This window comes from Polaromonas sp. Polasp52, assembly GCF_059491565.1.
Genome location: NZ_CP168513.1, coordinates 1387507 through 1407044 on the forward strand (window position 1 = coordinate 1387507; position 19538 = coordinate 1407044).

Annotated in this window: 9 protein-coding genes; 3 read left to right on the top strand and 6 right to left on the bottom strand. The window is 65.6% G+C overall.

Annotated elements, in window-relative coordinates; all coding sequences use genetic code 11:
* Positions 1 to 6 precede the first annotated feature (6 nt).
* The gene (locus ACEN9P_RS06575) at positions 7 to 1566 is read left to right on the top strand and encodes an ABC transporter substrate-binding protein (RefSeq protein WP_495621443.1); all 1560 of its coding nucleotides are present in this window, start codon (positions 7 to 9) and stop codon (positions 1564 to 1566) included.
* Positions 1567 to 1686: 120 nt separating this feature from the next.
* On the top strand, positions 1687 to 2820 hold the full coding sequence (locus tag ACEN9P_RS06580; protein ID WP_495621444.1) for a C45 family autoproteolytic acyltransferase/hydrolase: 1134 nt from the start codon (positions 1687 to 1689) through the stop codon (positions 2818 to 2820).
* 3 nt (positions 2821 to 2823) lie between these two features.
* Here the strand turns inward: ACEN9P_RS06580 and ACEN9P_RS06585 are convergent, their stop codons facing one another.
* A complete protein-coding gene (locus ACEN9P_RS06585) occupies positions 2824 to 5097 on the bottom strand; it encodes a Nal1-like putative serine protease (RefSeq protein ID WP_495621445.1) in 2274 nt (757 codons plus the stop codon).
* A 411-nt stretch (positions 5098 to 5508) separates the two neighbouring features.
* On the opposite strand from ACEN9P_RS06585, the gene ACEN9P_RS06590 reads away from it, so the two are divergent.
* The gene (locus ACEN9P_RS06590; protein WP_477660978.1) at positions 5509 to 5796 is read left to right on the top strand and encodes a hypothetical protein; all 288 of its coding nucleotides are present in this window, start codon (positions 5509 to 5511) and stop codon (positions 5794 to 5796) included.
* Between the two features lie 50 nt (positions 5797 to 5846).
* Here the strand turns inward: ACEN9P_RS06590 and ACEN9P_RS06595 are convergent, their stop codons facing one another.
* The 5 genes from ACEN9P_RS06595 to ACEN9P_RS06615 are packed head-to-tail and all read right to left on the bottom strand — an operon-like array spanning position 5847 to position 19515.
* Entirely contained in the window at positions 5847 to 6251 is a 405-nt protein-coding gene (locus tag ACEN9P_RS06595; protein ID WP_495621446.1) for a hypothetical protein, read from the bottom strand.
* Between the two features lie 2 nt (positions 6252 to 6253).
* Complete coding sequence (locus tag ACEN9P_RS06600; protein WP_495621447.1) at positions 6254 to 8632, bottom strand: tetratricopeptide repeat protein; 2379 nt, start codon at positions 8630 to 8632, stop codon at positions 6254 to 6256.
* Between the two features lie 54 nt (positions 8633 to 8686).
* A complete protein-coding gene (locus ACEN9P_RS06605; RefSeq protein WP_477660975.1) occupies positions 8687 to 9370 on the bottom strand; it encodes a methyltransferase domain-containing protein in 684 nt (227 codons plus the stop codon).
* 10 nt (positions 9371 to 9380) lie between these two features.
* Positions 9381 to 10967, bottom strand: coding sequence for a tetratricopeptide repeat protein (locus tag ACEN9P_RS06610; protein ID WP_495621448.1), 1587 nt, complete (start codon positions 10965 to 10967; stop codon positions 9381 to 9383).
* A 1-nt stretch (position 10968) separates the two neighbouring features.
* On the bottom strand, positions 10969 to 19515 hold the full coding sequence (locus ACEN9P_RS06615) for a beta strand repeat-containing protein (RefSeq protein ID WP_495621449.1): 8547 nt from the start codon (positions 19513 to 19515) through the stop codon (positions 10969 to 10971).
* Positions 19516 to 19538 lie beyond the last annotated feature (23 nt).

Here is a 19538-nt window from a genome sequence, read left to right on the forward strand (position 1 = left end):
CTTTTGATGCTTTCCCTGCGATTGAATTTTCTGGGCGCCGCCGTGCTGGCGGCCTGCGCCGCGGCCCAGGCCCAGGCGCCCGCGCAAATCGTGGTCGCGCAGCCGGCCGATATACGCTCGACCAACCCCGGCGTGAACCGCGACAACACCACCGACGGCGTGGTGCTCAACATCGTTGAAGGCCTGGTCGCCCACCACGAGAACGGCACCATAGGCCCGCTGCTGGCGCGCTCCATCGTCACCAGCCCCGACGGCCTGACCTATATCTTCAAGCTGCGCACCAACGTGAAGTTTCACAATGGCGAGCCCATGAGCTCGGCCGACGTGCTGTGGAGCTGGAAGCGCTACATGGATCCGAAAACCGACTGGCGCTGCCTCAGCGAGTTCGACGGCCGCTCCGGTGTCAAAGTCACCTCGGTCACGGCGCCCGACGCGCAGACCGTGGTCATGCAGCTGGACAAACCCTCGGCCGTCTTCCTGGACAACCTGGCGCGCACCGACTGCGGCATGACGGCCGTGCTGAACAAAAAATCCGTCAAGGAAGACGGCAGCTGGGACAAACCCATAGGCACCGGCCCCTTCAAATTCGAGGAATGGAAGCGCGGCGAATACGTGACCCTGAGCGCCTTTGCCGACTACCAGTCGCCGCCCGGAACCAAACCCGACGGCTACCTGGGCCTGAAGAAGCCGCTGGTCGAGCAGGTCAAGTTCCTGACCGTGCCCGATATGTCGACCTCCAAGGCCGGCCTGCAGTCCGGCGCCATAGACGCCGGCCAGATCACCTCTTCCGACGTGCAGGAACTCAAGGCGAATAAAAACCTCACGGTGGTCGGCGCCGTCGATGCCGGCAAGAACACGCTGCTGATGCAGACCAACGACCCGCTGCTCAAGGACGAACGCATACGCCAGGCGATTGCGCTGTCGCTGGACATGAACCAGCTGGTCGCGGCCTCGTCCGAAGGCCTGGCCAAGGTCAACAACTCGGCCATCCAGGGAACTTCGGCCTTCTACAGCGCGGCCCAGAAAAAAGGCTACCGCTACGACCCGGCCAGGGCCAAACAGCTGCTGAAGGAGGCCGGCTACAAGGGCCAGCCCATCGTGATCCAGGCCAACAAGCGCGCCCATGTGCCCAGCTTCTCGGTGGCGGTGATGAGCCAGGCCATGATGCAGGCCGTGGGCATCAATGCGCAGATCGAGGTGCTCGAATGGGCGACCCAGCTGGACCGCTACAACAGCGGCAACTACCAGCTGAGCTCCTTCACCTATTCCTCGCGCCTGGACCCGGCCCTGAGCTATGAGCAGTTCTCGGGCAACAAGGCCAAGCAGCCGCGCAAGGTCTGGGACGACCCGGCCGCGCAAAAACTCATAGACCAGAGCTTTGCCGAAGCCAACCCGAAAAAGCGCCAGGTTTTGTTCGACCAGCTGCACACCATGATGCTCGCCAAGACGCCGCTGGTCATCCTCTACAACGTGACCGACTCCTGGGCCGTGCGCAAGCGCGTGTCCGGCTTCACGGTGTGGGAAGGCAAGCCGCTGCTCTGGAACACCAAGCTGGCCGCCAAGTAAGCGTTCCAGTATTCCCCATTTCTCCATCGCCTTGATGCGCGGGCAGCGCACAAGGCAGGGACAGGCACGCCTTGCGGCGGCCGTCATTCCCCTGTCAGGTCCTTTTTTCGGCAGCACAACATGGCAAACATCGAACAATTTCCCTTTATCTCGGTTTCCGGCAGCCCGCGCGAACGCGGCCTGCAATACGGCCGCCAGGCCGCCAGCCGGGTGCGCGGCAGCGCCCGCCTCTACGGCCAGACCCTGGTCAACCTGGGCTATAGCGAGCAGGCACGCACGCGGCTGATCGACTTCTTCGCCAAGGAGATCGGCGATTTCGCGCCGCACTACATCGACGAGATGCGCGGCATCGCCGAGGGCGCGGGCGTGGACTTCCAGGACATCGTGATGATCAATGCCCGCACCGAGGTGCTGGCCAAGGCGCGCGCCGAGAAAGTCCAGCAGGCCGACAAGGAGCCCGGCGACGGCTGCACCGGCGCGCTGATACTGCCCGAGCGTTCGGCCAACGGCAACCTGCTGCACGGCCAGAACTGGGACTGGCGCGCCGAATGCGTCGAAACCGCCGTCGTGCTGCGCGTGCGCAACGACAACGGCCCCGACTTCCTGACCTTTGTCGAGGCCGGCGGGCTGGCCCGCAGCGGCTTTAACAGCGCGGGTGTGTCCATCACCGCCAACTACCTGGAATCGGACCGCGACTTCAAGCAGCTGGGCGTGCCGCTGTCGCTGATACGCCGCAAGGTACTGGAGCAGGAGATTTTTTCGCTGGCCATGAAGGCCGTGGCGGCCACGCCCAAGTCCTGCTCCAACAACCTCATGCTGGGCATGGCGCAGGGTTTCGGCATCGACTTCGAATGCACGACCAACGAATCGTTTCCGATTTACCCCGGCGCCGACAACCTGATCGTGCACGCCAACCACTGGATGAGCCCGGTCGCGCTCAGCAAACTCGTGGACTTGGGCATTTCCCAGTCGCCCGACAGCCATTACCGTGACTGGCGCGTGCGCAAGCTGCTGAACACCAAGGACAAGCTGAGCCGCCAGGATTTGAAGAACGCCTTTTTTGACGACTTCGGCCTGCCCTATTCCGTCTGCCGTCCGCCGCGCCTGGGCAGCCATGACAACCTCTCGGCCTCGGTGGCCATGGTCATCATGGAGCCGGCCGCCGGCGAGATGGAAGTCGCGCCCCTGCCGGCGCTGAACCGGGTGTTCACCTGCTACAGCCTGACGCAGGAGCCGCGGCTTTCGGCTATCTGACTGTTAAAGGACCGCGGCCAGCTGGTCCAGGTCCAGCGAAGGGACGAACTTGGGATTGATATAGCGCTTGCGGATCTCGGCCTCGGAGAACTCCACCATGTCCGCGCTTTTGGCGCTGTCGCCGCCGCCGGCGATCCAGGCACTTTCCCAGATATGGGCCAGGTTGCGTATGCCCAGGGCCATGACCTTGGCGGTGTTGCCGCCGAACTGCTCCCACAGCCCGTCTATCACCGCGCGCGAGGCGCCTTCGCCGAGCTCGATGTAGGCATCGCAGATTTCCGTGGGCGGGATCAGCCGGGCGACGTCGTCCATGAGCTTGACGGTGGCGACCGCGGCCTTGCGGCCTTCGTCAATTTTGGCCAGCGCGGCGGCCGGCTTGGCCAGCAGCTTGTCGATGGCCTCGAACAGCTCTTCGGCCTTGGCGTCAATCATCTTGGTTTCGTAGATGGAATGCACGCCCTTGGCCGGCCAGTCTTTCTTGGGCTTGCCGGTGCTGGTGACGCCTTCGGTGGCCTGGTCCTGGTAGCCGTCGGCCAGGAAGGAGCCGTGCAGCGGCTGGCAGGCGTCGCCCACATAGTGCGCCAGCAGCCCCGCCGCGGCCACATAACTCGCATAGTCCTTCTTTTCGACGTAGCCGACCATGGCCTCGTAGAACTGCCAGACCCGAAAAGGCAGGCAGCCGCGCGACTTGGAGGCCGTGGAGCCCACGCTGTCGTAAAAACCCTGCCAGTATTCCACCGCTACCCTGTCCGTGTCCTGCATGCACAGCTCGCGCAGGCTGGGCCCGTCGTTGGGGCCGGGCACGTCGATGTCGGCATAGTGCGTGGGGTGTTCCGGCCCGCTGTTAAAGCCGGTGTCGCGCCCTCCCTTGACCTTGCCGGGCTGCTTTTTCCAGATCACGTCGGGCACGTCGGCCAGGGCGATAAAACCCGTCGTGTCCTTGAGCGCCTCGTTGATCTTGCCGGGCGCGATGTCGGCGCGGTCAAAGCTGATGCGCAGCGCATTGGCCGCTAGCAGCTTGGCGAGTTTTTTGTCCTTGACCTGGCCGACCGCGACATTGCCTATGCTGTAGTGGCCGGTCGCGCCCCAATAGGGCTGGGCCGCCGTGTTGTGGGCCGAGACCAGTTCCACGTCCAGCAGCTTGCAGACGTTGCTGAGGTTGGTCGCCAGCGCGAAGTTGTAGGCGCCGCCGGCTACGCTGAAGGTCTGCGCGCCCCATTCCACCGCGAGCGGGCGGTAGCTGGGCTTGCCGCTCGGCTCCTTGCTGTCTTTACTCTCTTCGACCTTGAGGTGCCAGACCGTGCCGGAGTCGCCGGGCTGGGTCTGGTGGGCCGGGTCCTGCGGCGCGATCAGCAGATCGGCCACGTAGTCATAGCCACCCACCGATTTGTAGCGGTAAAACAGCGCCTTGATGCGCCCCTCCAGGTGGCCGGAGGCCGCGCCGAAGGCCGACACCGGGTGGTCTATCAGCTGCAGCCCCAGGTTCTGCTCGTTAAGGTCGGCCAGCGCGCCGACCTCGCCTATGCCGTAGACGCTGCTGGTCCAGTCCCGGGCGTCGTCGACCTCGACCAGGCCGACGTCCAGGTTCAGATAGGTCTGCTTGCCGGCAAAAGAGGGATAGACCTCCGTAAAGGGTAGACGCGTGAGCTGGCGCTCTGAGGCATGGCCGATTTCGACCTCCTCGCCGCGCAGCCGCGCATGGACGGGCTCGCCGGGTTCGCCGCAGACATGGCGGTTGGTCAGCGCATAAATCGTGTGGCCGTCGCTGACCAGGCAGCCGGCGCTGGCACTGCGCAGCAGGCCCTGGTTGCGGATCAGCAGCGGAAAGCCACCGCCTATGGCCGCCTCGGGCCAGATCCAGGAGGGCAGCGGCTTGCGGGCCGGGGCCTGCGGCTCGACCTTGACGACACAGACCGGCACCACGCGGCCGTCGGGCAGATAAAGCATCTTGGGCACCATGTCCTGCGGGTGCAGCTTGCTGCTGGCAAAGGATTTTTCCTCCACCCATTCATCGACCATCACCAGCATGCAGGGCCAGGAATAGGGCCGCACCTCGGAATTGGCGAAAGTGCGTTCCACCTTTTTTTTGCCTGTGGATTTTTTGACCGGGTTTTTTGCGTCGGGCCAGGGATCGCTGCGCCGTATCAGGTACAAACCCACCGCCGTGCCCACCACGTTGCGCTTGTTGAGCATGTGCACGTGGAACTGGTTGCGCGCGTCCAGCAGGTCGCGCACGGAAAGGCTGCTGTAGCTGTTCTGGCTGCTCAGGATGTCCATGGAATTCCTCCGTGTGGTGAGGCTCAGGCCAGCAGGCATTGTGCGCAGCCGGATTGACCTGATCAATCCTCCAATAGGAGGAGAAAAACAGCTTCACCGGGCTTTGTGACGCGGCGATGTCCGGGCCGCCCTGACGGGGAAATGCAAGCAACAAAACAAGCAATGCAAAAAAAGCATGGCTAAAACAATGTCTTTCTGGCGACATTGCGAGATCATTCAAGTTACAGCAAGCCAAAGCCGTGCGTGCGAATTTGAGGGCAAAACCCGTGGCGCATGGGCCTCTTGCGGCGTCCCAAACCATGTGGACCCCATGTGTATCGCCGCTACCCGCTTCGATGCACAAACCAGGCGAAAGTCAACCCCCGCCGCCGGCAGTCACGGCGCCGGGGAAACCACAACAGGGTGAATGACATGGAAGCCATCAATGCAAGCCATGCAATGTCAATTTATCTGCCTCTCGCGCTGTATGTCGTTGTCGCCGTCATCGGCTGGCGGCTGATGAAATGGCAGCGCAAATGCAAGGCCCAGAGAGCCGTTTACTGGCAAGCCTGCTATATCAAGCTGGACAGCCTCGCCAGGTCCCACCGCCTGCGGGCCGCCGAGTTCGAGATCCAGGCCGAGAAAATCCGCCTGCGCTGGAAGCGGGAGCAACGGGCCCTGCACAAAAAAAGGTTTGACGAGATGTTCCTCAAACGGTAAGCCCGGGCTCAAGCCCATGCCGGCCATCGCGGCCGGCCGCGCCCTGGGCCTCAGTTGCGGCCAAACATCTTCTTGCCCAGGTAGCCGAGGGCGGCAATGCCCAGCAGAACGCCCCATTTGGTGTACCAGGCGGCCCACCAGGGCGGCATGCCCTCGCCAAGCGGGGATGGCGGCAGGTCCTCGGCGGCCCAGAAGTCCAGGGCCGGCCACCAGCACAGCCACAGCAGCGACAGCAGGACGGGCCAGACCGCCCGCGGAGCCAGCCGGGGAAAATCATCCCTCATCTTCCATGAAAGCCCCGTGAGCACGACCAGCACGGCCAGGCGCGCCAGCACAGAACCTCCCGCAGCCATGTCCAGGCCCAGGTAGGCTGAAAATTTCCAGGCGACAAAAGCGGCCAGCGCCACCACGGCCACAAAAAGAAGCCAGCTGTCCTCGCTGTCGACCTTGCCCATGACTACCCCCTTTTTGATGGCTGGTTTTTGTTGGCCGAAGGCCGCGAAGCGCGCGCCTTGCGGGGCGGCTGCTTTGCAGGCGGGCGTGTCCAGGCGGCCAGCGCGGCCGCCACCTCGTCGATCACGCGGCCCCAGTCTTCCCCTTCGGCCTGCCTGAACAGCCGCAGGCTGGGGTACCAGGGTGAGTCCGTCCGCTCAAGCAGCCAGCGCCAGTCCGTGTCTATGGCGGGCAGCAGCACCCAGCAGGGTTTGCCCAGGGCGCCAGCGAGGTGGGCGATGGCGGTGTCCACGCAAATGACGAGGTCCAGCTGGTTCACGATGGCGGCCGTGTCCGCGAAGTCCTCCATCTGAGTCCCCAGGGCCAGCAGCGGCTGGCCGGCCGGCGGCGCCTCGGCTTCTTCCTCACCCTGGCCTTTTTGCAGGCTCACAAAGGCCACGCCAGGCACTGCCCAGAGCGGCGCCAGGCTGGCCAGCCCGGGCAGCGAGCGGTTGCCGTCGTTGCCGTGCCCCGGGCTGCCCCGCCAGACCAGGCCGACCTTGCGCCCCGCGGCGGGCAGGCGCTCACGCCAGCGCGCCACGCGCGCCGGCAATGCGCGCACATAGGGCAGGGCCGCCTCGCCTAGGGTTTCTGCCGTCACCGAAAAATGCAGCGGCAGGCTCAGCACAAAACACCAGCAGTCATGCGCGGCCAGGGCATCCTCGTCGGTGACCACCGAATCCACCCCTTCCACGGTTTCCAGCAGCGGAACCAGCGGCGCGCGGCACAACAGGGTCAGGCGGGCGACGCCACGCGCCTTGAGCAGGGGGGCATAACGCACAAACTGGATGTAGTCGCCAAAACCCTGCTCGGGCCAGAGCAGCAAGGACTTGCCCGCCAGCGATTCGCCCTGCCACTGCGGCCAGGGCAGCGAAGGCAGGGGAACCGCGATGGTCTTGCGCTCAGGTGAATAACGCGACTCGTACAGGGGCCAGGCTTCGGCGTAGCGCCCCTGCGTCAGCAGCAGCAGGCACAGGCTGAGGCGGGCCTCCACGTAATCGGGCATGAGTTCCAGCGCACGCCTGTGCGCCGCCTCGGCCTCCCCCAGCCGCTGGTTGGCCTTCAGCATGATGCCCAGGTTGTTCTGAATCTCCGCGCGCTCAGGCTGGAGCGCCAGCGCCCGCCGGTAAGTTGCTTCCGCCTCGGCCAGGCGGCCGTCGCGCTTGAGCAATATGCCGAGGTTGTTGTGCGCCTCGGCATGGTCGGGCTTGAGCGCCAGCGCGCGGCGGTACGCCGCTTCCGCCTCGACGGGGCGCTCGCTTTCCTTGAGCAGGTTGCCCAGGTTGTGGTGGGCGTCGGCGTAATCCGGCCGGAGGTCCGTGGCGCGCCGGTAAGCGGCCTCCGCCTCGCCCGGACGCTGGCCGGCCCGCAGCAGCATGCCCAGGTTGTTCCAGGCCTCGGCGTGCTCCGGCCTGAGCGCAAGGGCTTGCCGGTAAGACGCCTCCGCCTCCGGCAGGCGCCGGGCCAGCTGCAGCAGGTTGCCCAGGTTGTTATGGGCGTCCACATAACCGGGCCGCAGCGACAGTGCGCGGCGATAGGACGCCTCCGCGTCGGCCAGGCGCCCCTCGCTCTTGAGCAGCACCCCCAGGTTGTTGTGCGCCTCGGCGTAGTCCGGGCACAGCGCCAGCGCGCGCCGGTAGGCCGCTTCGGCCTCGGCGCTGCGCCGCTGGTGCTGGTGCCGGTTGCCCAGCTCATTGAGGACCCTGGCATCGGCGGGTGCGGAACTTGGCGCGCCGCGCTGCGCCGCCATTGCTTCACGCGGGTGCCGGCTGCTTTTCAGCAGCGCGCCGAGGTTGTTCAGCGCCTCGGCATAACCGGGCCTGAGTTCCAGCGCGCGGCGGAAGGCCGCCTCCGCCTCGTCAAGCCGCCCGCGTTTTTTCAGCAGGTTGCCGATGTTGTTGAGCGCTTGCGGATAGTCCGGCCTGATCTCCAGCGCGCGCCGGTAGGCCGCTTCGGCCTCCTCCGGCCGGCCGCGCTCCTTCAGGAAAATGCCGAAGTTGTTATGGCTTGCCGCATCGGCCGGGTCCAGCGCCAGCGCGCGGCGAAACGCCGCCTCCGCCTCGCCCGGGCGCCGCTTGCCCTTCAGCACATTGCCCAGGTTGGCGAAAAAAGCGGCTCTTTCCTCCAGCGCCAACGCCTGGCGGATCCGCTCCTCCGCCTCGGCAAGCTCTCTTTTCTGCAGGTGCGCCACACCCAGCATATGCAAGGCATCCACATGGCCGCCGTCCGCCTGCAGCACCCGCAGGTAGCCGGCTTTGGCATCGTCGAGCCGCCCTTGGGTGTGGGCGGCAAGGGCGGACTGGAAAACGTCGACATGAAAAGGCAAGGCTTGCGCGCGCGTCATAAGTCCTCAGGTCCGGGTCTCAAAAAATCGATGCCCTGAACCGGCGGGCCTGGTTCAGCGGCCATCGGCGGACAAACCCGTCAGCAGGGTGAAGCCCTGGGCCGTCAGTTGCTTTTGCGGGTCCGGCAGGCGGCCGCCCTTGCCCAGTTCCGCCTCCGTGCGCTTGCGAAGCACAAACTCGATCGCCGATTCGCCGACCGGCGTCAGGGTCTGGTCGAAACGCGGCAAGCCGTAGCGAAAGCTGGCGTCCAGCAGCTCCACCTTGAGCGGCTGGGCGGCCCCGCCCAGGGTGCGCAAAAGATCCATGACATTGAGGGAGCGCCCGCTCCAGGACTTGTCCTTCCACAAGGTAAAGGTCCATTTGTGGTCGCTGTTGAAGGTGGACGGGAAACAGCCCTGTTCATACAGGTCCTCGTCCGGCACCACGCACACCAGGTGCCCGCCCGGCTTCAACACACGGAACCAGTGGCGCAGCGCCTCTTGCGGGTCCTGCATGTGTTCCAGGCAATGGGAAGAATGCACAAAGCCGAAACTGGCATCGGGCACCCCGTGCAGGTACTGCGCGTCGCCGTCGGGCAGGTCCCACTGCCTGACCTGCTCCATGCGCGGGAACAGCTCGGCGTACAGGGACACAGGGTCGGGGCCGCAACCGATGTCTATGCCATTGCCCACAAAATAACGGGTGGCGAACCTGGCGTCACCCAGGCGCCGCATCAAGGCCTTGCTCGCCTCCCTCACACAGCCTCCTTCAGCCTGCCGCGCTCAAATCGGCGCCCAGGGCCCGCACCACCGGCGACCACTCGCCCGGGGTCTTCTGGCTGAAGATTTTCAGGCCCGGGTACCAGGGGCTGTCCTCGCGCGGCGCCATCCAGCGCCAGCAGGCATCGAAGCGCGACAGCATCCAGGTCGGGCGGCCCAGGCTGGCCGCCAGGTGAACACAGGCCGTGTCCACGCTGACCACGCCGTCCAGGCAGCTCATCAAGGCGGCCGTGTCGCCGAAATCGGCGAGGTGGTGGCTCCAGTCCACGATGCTGCCCTGCCAGGCTGAGGTGGCGATGTCGGCTGCGGCCGGCCCCAGCTGCAGGCTGTGCCATTGCACGCCGCGCACCGACAGCAGGGGCTCAAGCTCGGCCAGGCACATATTGCGGCGCTGCGCCATGGTTTGCGCGCCGGAGCCGCTCCAGACCAGGCCCAGCTGCCGCATCGCGCGGCCCCGGACAACGCCCTTGGCGGAGCGCGGCATGGCCGCATAACAAAAGCGCCTCATGCGTTCATGCCAGAGCGCGACGCTCTGCGGGCTGGCCGACAGCGGGGCCGGCGGCGGCAGCTGCGCCAGCGTGCAGCCCAGGTGCAGCGGCAGGCTCAGCAAGGGCACATGCACATCGTGGCCCTGCACGCGGCCCGGCAGGGCGTCTTCCGCCGGCATCAGCGTGATGCGATCAAGCGCGGCCATGCCGGCCAGCACCGGGTGCAAGGCGCGGCGGCACACCAGCAGCAAGCCCGCTTGCGGGTGCGCGGCCCGCAGCCGCGGCAGAAAACGCGCGAACTGCATGGCGTCGCCCAGGCCCTGCTCGGCCCAGACCAGCAAAATGCGCTCGCCCAATGCATCACCCGTCCAGGCCGGGCCGTAGTCGCGCCAGCTGCCCTGGGCCTGCGACACTTTCCAGCGCCATTCGTGCGCGGGCCAGCCGGCTTCAAAATCGCCTTCGGCCAGCAAGCCCAGCGCGCGGTTGAACTGCGCCTCGGCATAGCCCGGCTCCACCTCGCAGGCCGCCTCCACCAAAGGTTTGGCGGCGGGCCAGCGCGACTGCTCCAGTGCCACCGCCCCCAGCGCGGTGTAGGCCCGCGCCTGCGCCGCGCGATCGCCGGTGGCCAGGGCGATGTCGAGTTCGGGCTGCCACAGCATGCGCGCCTCGGCAAAGCGGTATTGCGCACGCAGCAAGGCCGCCAGCTGGCGCAGCACGGCTTCCTTGTCCGTAGGCCCCAGCGCCAGCGCCTTGCGGTAAGCCGCTTCTGTCCGACCGGCCAGCTCGGGCCGCCGCGGCTGGTCCAGCGCGGAACCCAGGTTGAACCAGTCGTCCGCGCCGCCTTCACCGCCGGACGCCTGCACCAGTGCCAGCACTTTTTCAAACGCCGCCTGGGCCTCTGCCAGCCGGCCGGCCTGGAAGGCCAGCGCCCCCATCAGCCGCCAGGCCTGCACCGACTCGGGCTGCGCCGCCAGCACCTGCCGCAGCAGGCGCTCGCAATCGTCCCAGCGCTTGTCGGCATAAGCACGGTTGGCCGCGCGCAGCGGCGTGTCCGGCACCGGGGAAACAAGCTGCCGCGCTTCACCCATCTCACACCACCGTGGTCGTCAGCAAGGTATTGATCAGCAGGTTGATGCTGTGCCCGCCGTGCTGGTACTGGTAGACGTCATAGGTCTGCCCGCCTATGCTCACGTCATTGGCCGAGGCGTTGCCGGCGGCGGACGCGACCACGTTGTAGGTGGCGCCGTCCACGTCGGTCAGGTTGCCCGTGCCGGGCGACAGGGTGCTCAGCGTCTTGCCCAGGGCTTGCAAGTTCAGGATGTCACCGGCGGCGCCGGTGATGCGCAGCGTATCGGCCACCGCATTGCCGCTGGTGAACTCCAGCACATCCTGCAGGCTCAGGTTCAGTGTCTGGTTGCCCGAGGCGGCCATGCTGACGATCTCAAAGCCGGTGACGAAGTTGCCCACACTGGCCGTGGTGCTGAAGTTGAACGCCGTCGTGGTGGCCAGCGCCAGCGTGTCCACCCCCGCGCCGCCTATGTATTGCGCGCCGTTGACGAAGAAGTTGGCCTGCGTGCTGCCCGTGTTCAGGGTGTCGTCACCGGAGCCGAGGTCGATCACACTGTTGAAATTGGCGCCCGTGCCTATCGTGACCGTATCGGCCATGTCGCCGGTGCTCAGCTGAGTGCCACCCAGGTAGGCGCCGCTGGCGGTGCCGGTCGTCAGTGTGTCGGCCACACCGGCGGTGGCGGTGTAGACGTCGTCATCCGTGATGTTACCGGTGGCCGTCGAGGTACCGGTGGTGAACCCGCTGTCCGTGGCAATTTGGCCGATCACGGTTTCCAGGCCCTCGGCCGCCGAGTCATTGGTCAAGGCCACGGTGACCACCTTCTGGGTCTCCCCCACGCCCCAGCTCAAGGTTTGGCCCGTGATGGCGGTGTAGTCGGAGCCCGCCGTGGCCGTGCCGCCGTTGGTGCGGAAGTAGCTGGTGCTGGCAATCGTCAAGTCGCCGGCGCGGACAATGCTGAAGCCCACCACACCCGCGGACTCGAAAGCGGGGAGTTGCGTTATGGTGTAGGTATTGCTACCGCTGGGGGCCGTGTCGTTGTCCAGCAAGGTGGCAGTGGCCTGGCTCGTGCCGGTGGTGAAGCCGCTGTCGGTGGCTATCTGGCCGATCACGGTTTCCGAGGATTCCGCGCTCGCATCATCGCTCAGGCTGACAAAAACCACCTTCAGGGTTTCGCCGGCCCCCCAGTTCAAGGTCTGGCCCGCGATGGCGGTGTAGTCGGAGCCCGCCGTGGCCGTGCCGCCGTTGGTGCGGAAGTAGCTGGTGGATGCCCCGCTGGTATCACCGGCGCGCGTGATGGTGTAAGCCGCCACGCCCGCGCCTTCTTCAAGGCTGGCACTGGCCGCGGCAACGCTGTAGCTGGTGGACACAACCGTCTCGCTGTCCGTCAGCGTGGCGGTGGCGCTGCTCGTCGTAATGGCGCCGCCCGAGGCGTTGCGCAGGCCCACGATCAGTGTCTCATTGCCTTCCACCGAGGCATCGGCCAGCAGCTGGACGCTGATGCTCTTGGAGGTTTCACCGGCCACAAAACTCACGGTCGTCGGGCTGATGCTGGTGTAGTCGGCGCCGGCCGTCGCAGTACCCCCCGTGACGTAATACTCGATGCTCTGCGCGCCGCTGGTGTCGCCGCCGCGTGTGATCGTGAACAACGCCTGCCCGCCGTCCTCCGCGACGGGGGAATTCGCGGCCGCGATGGCAAACGTGGTGCGCGTCTGGTCACTGGCGTTGATGGTCGAGCTGTCCGACCGAATCACAATATCGCCGCTGCTGGCGTTGGAAATGACGCCGACAACGGTCTGGGCGACTTCCGGTATGGCGTCATCGAACACCTGCACCAAAACAACCTTGCCCGCCTCACCGGGAGCGAAGGTCAGCGTCTGGTGCACGGCGGCGTAGTCCACCCCCGCCATGGCAGACCCACTGAACGCGTCAAACTCAATCGTGGCCGTCTGGTCCAAAAACCCCCTTCGCGTCACGAGAAAGTCCTCCCGGTGAGTAATTTCGTTGACGGGACTGCTCACGGTAATGACCCAATCCGTCTTGTCGTCATCCCGGATGGTTCCGGCCGCCGCCGCGGAGACGCCCGTGGTGATGGCGCCCATGCTGGCATTGCTGATGGCCGCAAGCACGGTTTCATCACTCTCGGCCACCGCGTCATTCACAACAGCCACCTTGACCGTCTTGCTCATCTCGCCGACGGCGAAACTCAGGGTGGTCGGGCCAACAGGGGTGTAGTCGCTGCCGGCGTTCGCGCTGCCGCCCACGGTGGCGAATTCGATCGTCGCGGCGGCGCCGCTGCCAGAGCGGCTCACCGTGAAGTTCATGAAGCCCGCACCTTCAGAGGTGCTCGCGCTCGCAGGGCCGCTGATGGCCCAGAACGACTGGTCATCGTCACTGATGGTGACGCTGGCGATGTCGGTAGAGATCGTGCCGGCGCTGGCATTGCTGATGGCCGCGATCACCGTCTCATTGCGCTCGGCAACGGCGTCGTCGCTGACCGTGACGGTGACCATCTTGGTGAATTCACCCGCGGCGAAGCTCAGGGTCTGGCTGGTGGCGGTGTAATCAACACCCGCCGTGGCTGTGCCGCCGAACGTGGCGAACTGGATGGTTTCGGCCGTGTTGATGCCCCCCGTGCGGCTGACGGTGTAAGTCAATGCGCCCGCGCCTTCGCCAATGGTGCCGCCGCTGGCAACGCTCCAGAACGACTGGTCGTCGTCCTGGATGGTGGCGCTGGCCGAGCCGGTGGAGATCGTGCCGGCGCTGGCGTTGCTGAGGGCGGCGATCACCGTCTCATTGCTTTCGGCGACGGCGTCGTTATTGACCGCGATGGTGACCGTCTTGCTGGTTTCACCCGCGGCGAAGCTCAGGGTCTGGCTTGCGGCGGTGTAGTCGGTGCCCGCCGTGGCCGTACCGCCGCCCGTTGCGAATTGAATCGTCGCCGCCGCATTGACGGCACCCGTGCGCGTGACGGTGTAGGTCAGCGATTGCGCGGCTTCGCTGGCGCTGCCGCCGGCCACGCGCCAGGATGACTGGTCGTCGTCCAGGATGTCGGCGCTTGTCGGAATCGTGCCCCAGGCGATCTGGCCCACGCTGTTGTTGCTGATGACCGCGGACACACTTTCATCACCCTCAGCCAGGCCGTCGTCGAGCACCGTGACGGCAATCGTCTTGCTGGCCTCACCCGCCGCAAAGCTCAAGGTCTGGTTGACCGCGGTGTAGTCGACCCCGTCAGTGGCCGTGCCACCTCCGGTGGTAAACACGATCGTGGCGGCCATATTGAGCGCGCCCGTGCGCGTGACGGTGTAGTAGATCAGCGCTCCACCGGCCTCGGTGGCGTTGCCGGCGCTGGCCAGGCTCCAGAAGGACTGGTCGTCGTCTTTGATCAGGGCGCTGGCCGACCCCGTGCTGATCGTGCCCGCGCTGGCATTGCCGATGGCCGCGATCACGTTCTCGTCTTGCTCGGCCAGGCTGTTGCCAAGGACCGCCACGGCAACCGTCTTGCTGATTTCACCCGCCGCGAAGCTCAGGGTCTGGTTGACCGCCGTGTAGTCACTGCCTGCCGCGGCCGAGCCACCCGCGGTGGCGAACTGGATGGTGGCCTGCGCGGTCGCGCCAGTCCGTGAAACGACATAGGTCAAGAAGCCCGCGCTTTCACCGACGTCACCCGCGCTGGCGACGCTCCAAAACGACAAGTCGTTGTCCAGGATGGCGGCGCTGGCTGAGCCCGTTCCGGTGCCGATCGTGCCCACGCCCACGCCGATCGTGCCCGAGCTGGCGTTCTTGATGGTTACACCCACGGTTTCGCTGCTACCCTCGGCCAGCGCGTCGTCCAGAACGGCCACGGAGATGGTCTTGCGGGTCTCGCCCTCGGAGAAGCTCAGGGTCTGGTTGACCGCCGTATAGTCAATGCCCGCCGTGGCCGTGCCGCCCGAGGTCGTGAATTCGATGGTCGCCGCGCCGGTGGCGCCAGAGCGGTTGACCGTGTAAAACAGGGCTCCTCCGCTTTCGTCGGTGTTGCCCACGCTGGCCACGCTCCAGATCGACTGGTCATTGTCCAGGATGGTGCTGCTGGCCGTGGAGGTGGTGATCGAGCCCGTGCTGGCATTGCTCAGGGCCGCCACCACGGTTTCGTTATCTTCCGCCGCCGCGTCATCATTGAGGATCACCGTGACTGTCTTCACGGTTTCCCCCACAGCGAAGCTCAGGGTCTGGTGAAGCGCCGTGTAGTCACTGCCCACCGTGGCCGTGCCACCCGCCGTGGAAATCTCAATCGTGGCAGCCACATTGCTCGCCCCTGTCCTCTGGACGGTATAGGTCAAAGAGCCCGCGCCTTCGCTCACGTTGCCTGAGCCTGTGACGCTCCACACCGATTGGTCGTTGTCTTGGATGATGGCGTTGATCGTGGCGGTCGCTATGGTGCCCGCACTTGCGTTGCTGATGGTGGCGTTCACGGTTTCGTTGCCTTCGGCGATGGCGTCGTCCGTGACGGCGACCGTGATGGTCTTGCTCATCTCACCTGCGGCAAAGCTCAGGGTCTGGTTGACCGTGGTGTAGTCGACGCCCGCCGTGGCCGTGCTGTCAGCGGTCGCAAACTGGATGGTCGCCGCGCCTGCGGCACCCGTCCTGGTGACGGTGTAGGTCAGGCTGCCCGCGCCTTCGCTGATGCTGCCCGCACTTGCCACGCTCCAGACCGACTGGTCATTGTCCAGGATGGTGCCACTGATCGTGGCCGCATTGCTGCTGACTATGGCGGTGTTGATCAAGCCCGTGCTGGCATTGCTCAGGGCCACCAGCACGGTTTCGTTATCTTCCGCCGCCGCGTCATCATTGAGAGCGACCGTGACTGTCTTCACGGTTTCCCCCACAGCGAAGCTCAGGGTCTGGTGAAGCGCGGTGTAGTCACTGCCCGCCGTGGCCGTGCCACCCGCCGTGGAAATCTCAATCGTGGCGGCCACATTGCTCGCCCCTGACCTCTGGACGGTATAGGTCAAAAAGCCCGCGCCTTCGCTTGCGTTGCCTGCGCTGCTGACACCCCACACCGATTGCTCGTCGTCTTCGATGGTGCCGCTGGTCGTAGCGGTCGCTATGGTGCCCGCACTTGCGTTGCTGATGGTGACGAACACGCTTTCGTTGCCTTCGACGATGGCGTCGTCCGTGACGGCGACCGTGATGGTCTTGCTCGTCTCACCTGCGGCAAAGCTCAGGGTTTGGTCGACCATGGTGTAGTCCACGCCCGCCGTGGCCCGGCCGCCAGCGGTCACGAACTGGATGGTCGCCGCACCTGTGGCACCCGTCCTGGTGACGGTGTAGATCAGGCTGCCCGCGCCTTCGCTGATGCTGCCCGCACTTGCCACGCTCCAAACCGACTGATCTTCGTCCAGAACGGTGGCGCTGGCGCTCGCCGTGGCAATGGTGCCGCTGCTCGCGTTGCTGATGGCGACGTTCACCGTTTCATTGCCTTCGGCGATGGCGTCGTCCGTGACGGCGACCGTGATGGTCTTGCTCGTCTCACCTGCGGCAAAGCTCAGGGTCTGGTTGACCATGGCGTAGTCGCTGCCCGCCGTGGCCGTGCCGCCAGCGGTCGCGAACTGGATGGTCGCCGCACCCGTGGCCCCCGTCCTGGTGACGGTGTAGGTCAGGCTGCCCGCGCCTTCGCTGATATCGCCCGCACTTGCCACGCTCCAGATCGACTGGTCGTCGTCCAGAACGGTGGTGCTGGCGGTCGTCGTGGCAATGGTGCCGCTGCTCGCGTTGCTGATGGCGACGTTCACCGTTTCATTGCCTTCGGCGATGGCGTCGTCCGTGACGGCGACCGTGACGGTTTTGCTCGTCTCACCTGCAGCAAAGCTCAGGGTCTGGTTGACCGTGGCGTAGTCGCTGCCCGCCGTGGCCGTGCCGCCAGCGGTCGCGAACTGGATGGTTGCCGCGCCTGTGGCACCCGTCCTGGTGACGGTGTAGGTCAGGTTGCCTGCGCCTTCGCTGATGTTGCCCGCACCCGCCACGCTCCAAACCGACTGGTCGTCGTCCAGAACGGTGGCGCTGGCGGTCGCCGTGGCAATGGTGCCGCTGCTCGCATTGCTGATGGCCACGCTCACCGTTTCATTGCCTTCGGCGATGGCGTCGTCCGTGACGGCGACCGTGATGGTCTTGCTTGTCTCACCTGCGGCAAAGCTCAGTGTCTGGTTGACCGTGGCGTAGTCGCTGCCCGCCGTGGCCGTGCCGCCAGCGGTCGCAAACTGGATGGTCGCCGCGCCTGTGGCACCCGTCCTGGTGACGGTGTAGGTCAGGCTGCCCGCGCCTTCGCTGATGTTGCCCGCACTTGCCACGCTCCAGGTCGCCTGGTCATCGTCCAGAATGGTGGCCGTGATGGCGGCCGAGCCGGAAGCGATGACGGCGCCCGCCGAGGGACTGCTGAGTTGGAGGTTGAAACTCTCGTTACCCTCCGTCAGCGCATCATTGTTGATGGTGACCGTGACGGTTTTGGCGGTCTCGCCGGCGGCGAAAGTGAGGGTCTGGTTGAGGCTGTTGTAGTCGTTCGTGCCGCCGCTGCCCGGCGTGGCCGTACCGCCGCTGCTTTGCACCACCACGGTGACCGCACTGGTGGTCAGGCCGCTGCGCGTCAGGCTGAAGGTGGCAGTGCCCGCGCTTTCGCTGAAGGCCAGGCCGTTGGCCGCGTTGTCAATGCTGATGACGGCGACTTCGTTGTCCTGGATGGTGGCGGTGACGCTGGCGTTGGCCGCGTCGATCAGGCTACCCGCCGAGGCGTTGCTTAACTGCAGGTTGAAGGTTTCATTGCCTTCGACCAGCACATCTTCGGTGATCGTGACAGTGACGGTCTTGCTGGTCTCGCCGGCCGCGAAGCTCAGGGTCTGATTGACCGCGGTGTAGTCGGTGCCCGGCGTGGCCGTCCCGCCGCCGGAGGCCACCACCACCGTCGCCGCCCCGGTGGTCAGGCCGCTGCGATTGACGGTGAAGCTGTAAGTGCCCACGCCTTCGGAAAAGCTCACACCCGTGGCCGTGCCGGCAATACTGAACAGGCCGACCTCGTTGTCGACGAGGGTGGCCGTGGCGCTGGCCGTTCCCAGGGTTCCGCCGACCGGAGTGCTGAGCACCAGGCTCAGGGTTTCATTGCCTTCAACATTGGCATCGTCAACCGTGGTGACGGTGACGGTCTTGGTGGTCTGGCCGGCCGCAAAACTCAGGGTGCCGCTGGCGCTGGTGTAGTCGCCGGGGGCTGTGGCCGTGCCGTTTTGTGTGGTGTAGACCACGGTGCCGGCGCCGCTGGTGTCGCCCGAGCGGGTAACGGTAAACACCGCATTGCCGCCTTCGGCGACCTGGTCGCTGGCGATGCTGGCGCTGTAACTGGTGGTGGTGCTGACCGGCAGGGTGATCACGGTGGCCGGGCTGGTGCCGCCGGAGACGGCCTGCGTCACGCTGACGCTGGCGGTACCGGCCACAAAGCTGGCTGTGCCGCTGGCGGGCGTGGCGGTGGCCAGGTTCAGGCTGTAGTCGCCGTTGGCGTCGGCCGTGGTGGTGTAGGTGAAGCTGTTGCTGGTGGCGGCGTTGTTGTCGGGGTCGATGGCGACGGTGACCGTGGCATTGGCCAAGGCCTTGCCGCTGATGACGGACTGGCCGCTGAGGTTGGGGGCGGTGCTGACGTTGATGGTGGTGACAGCACTTGCAATCCCGGGCGTGGTGGTGCCCGCGTCATAGCCACTCACCGCGGTGATGGCACCATTGGGATCAGCGGTGATCGCGCCTTTGGCATTGAAGGTAGTGACTGAGCCGTCGGCGAACACCAGCTTGTCGGCGGTCACCGCCGAGCCCGCCGTGACCGTGACAGTTTCCGTATTCCCTTCCACCGTGCGGATAAACCGGATCTGGGAATTGCCGCTGATCAGGGTCTTGGTGTAGTCGGCCCAATTGCCGCGCAGGTAGATGAAGTCGGCATTGCCGCCCGTCAGGGTGGCATCGACCGTGGCCCCGGTACTGACGTAAATCTTGTCTATCCCGCTGCTGCCATTGACGATGAAGCTGATGCCGGGCCGGCTCAGCGCGAAGGTCTCGCCCGCCGCGTCCACCGCGAAGGCCTTGACGGTGGCATTCAGGCTGGAGCCGGCTGCTGCTGCACCCACTGGGGCCGTGGAATTCTCCCCTGAGGGCGTTGGAATCGCAGTGCTGTTCTTGACCGCGTTGTACAGCGAGTTGGCATTGACCGTGCCGTTGGCAAACACGAGGTTGTCAAACTGCACGGCGGTACCGCCCGCAACCTTCACCGTCTCGTTCTTGCCGTTCACGGTGCGCTGCAAGGTCAACTCCGTGCCACTGGTGCTGGCCGTGTAATCGGCCAGGTTGCCCGTGAGGTAAACCTTATCGGCGCCGGCCCCCAGGAGAGTCAGGTCGTAGATTAAACCTGGACGCACATAGAGGGAGTCCACACGCGTCGATCCCGTGAACCGGATTTCCTGGCCTTCCAGGCTCAAGCTCCCGTAACTCAGTTCAAAGTCGAGGAAGTTCAGATTGTCGGCGGTCGGTGTCAGGAAGAAATATTTACTGGTTATGGCCATGGTGATGCCTCTGGATGAAAGTC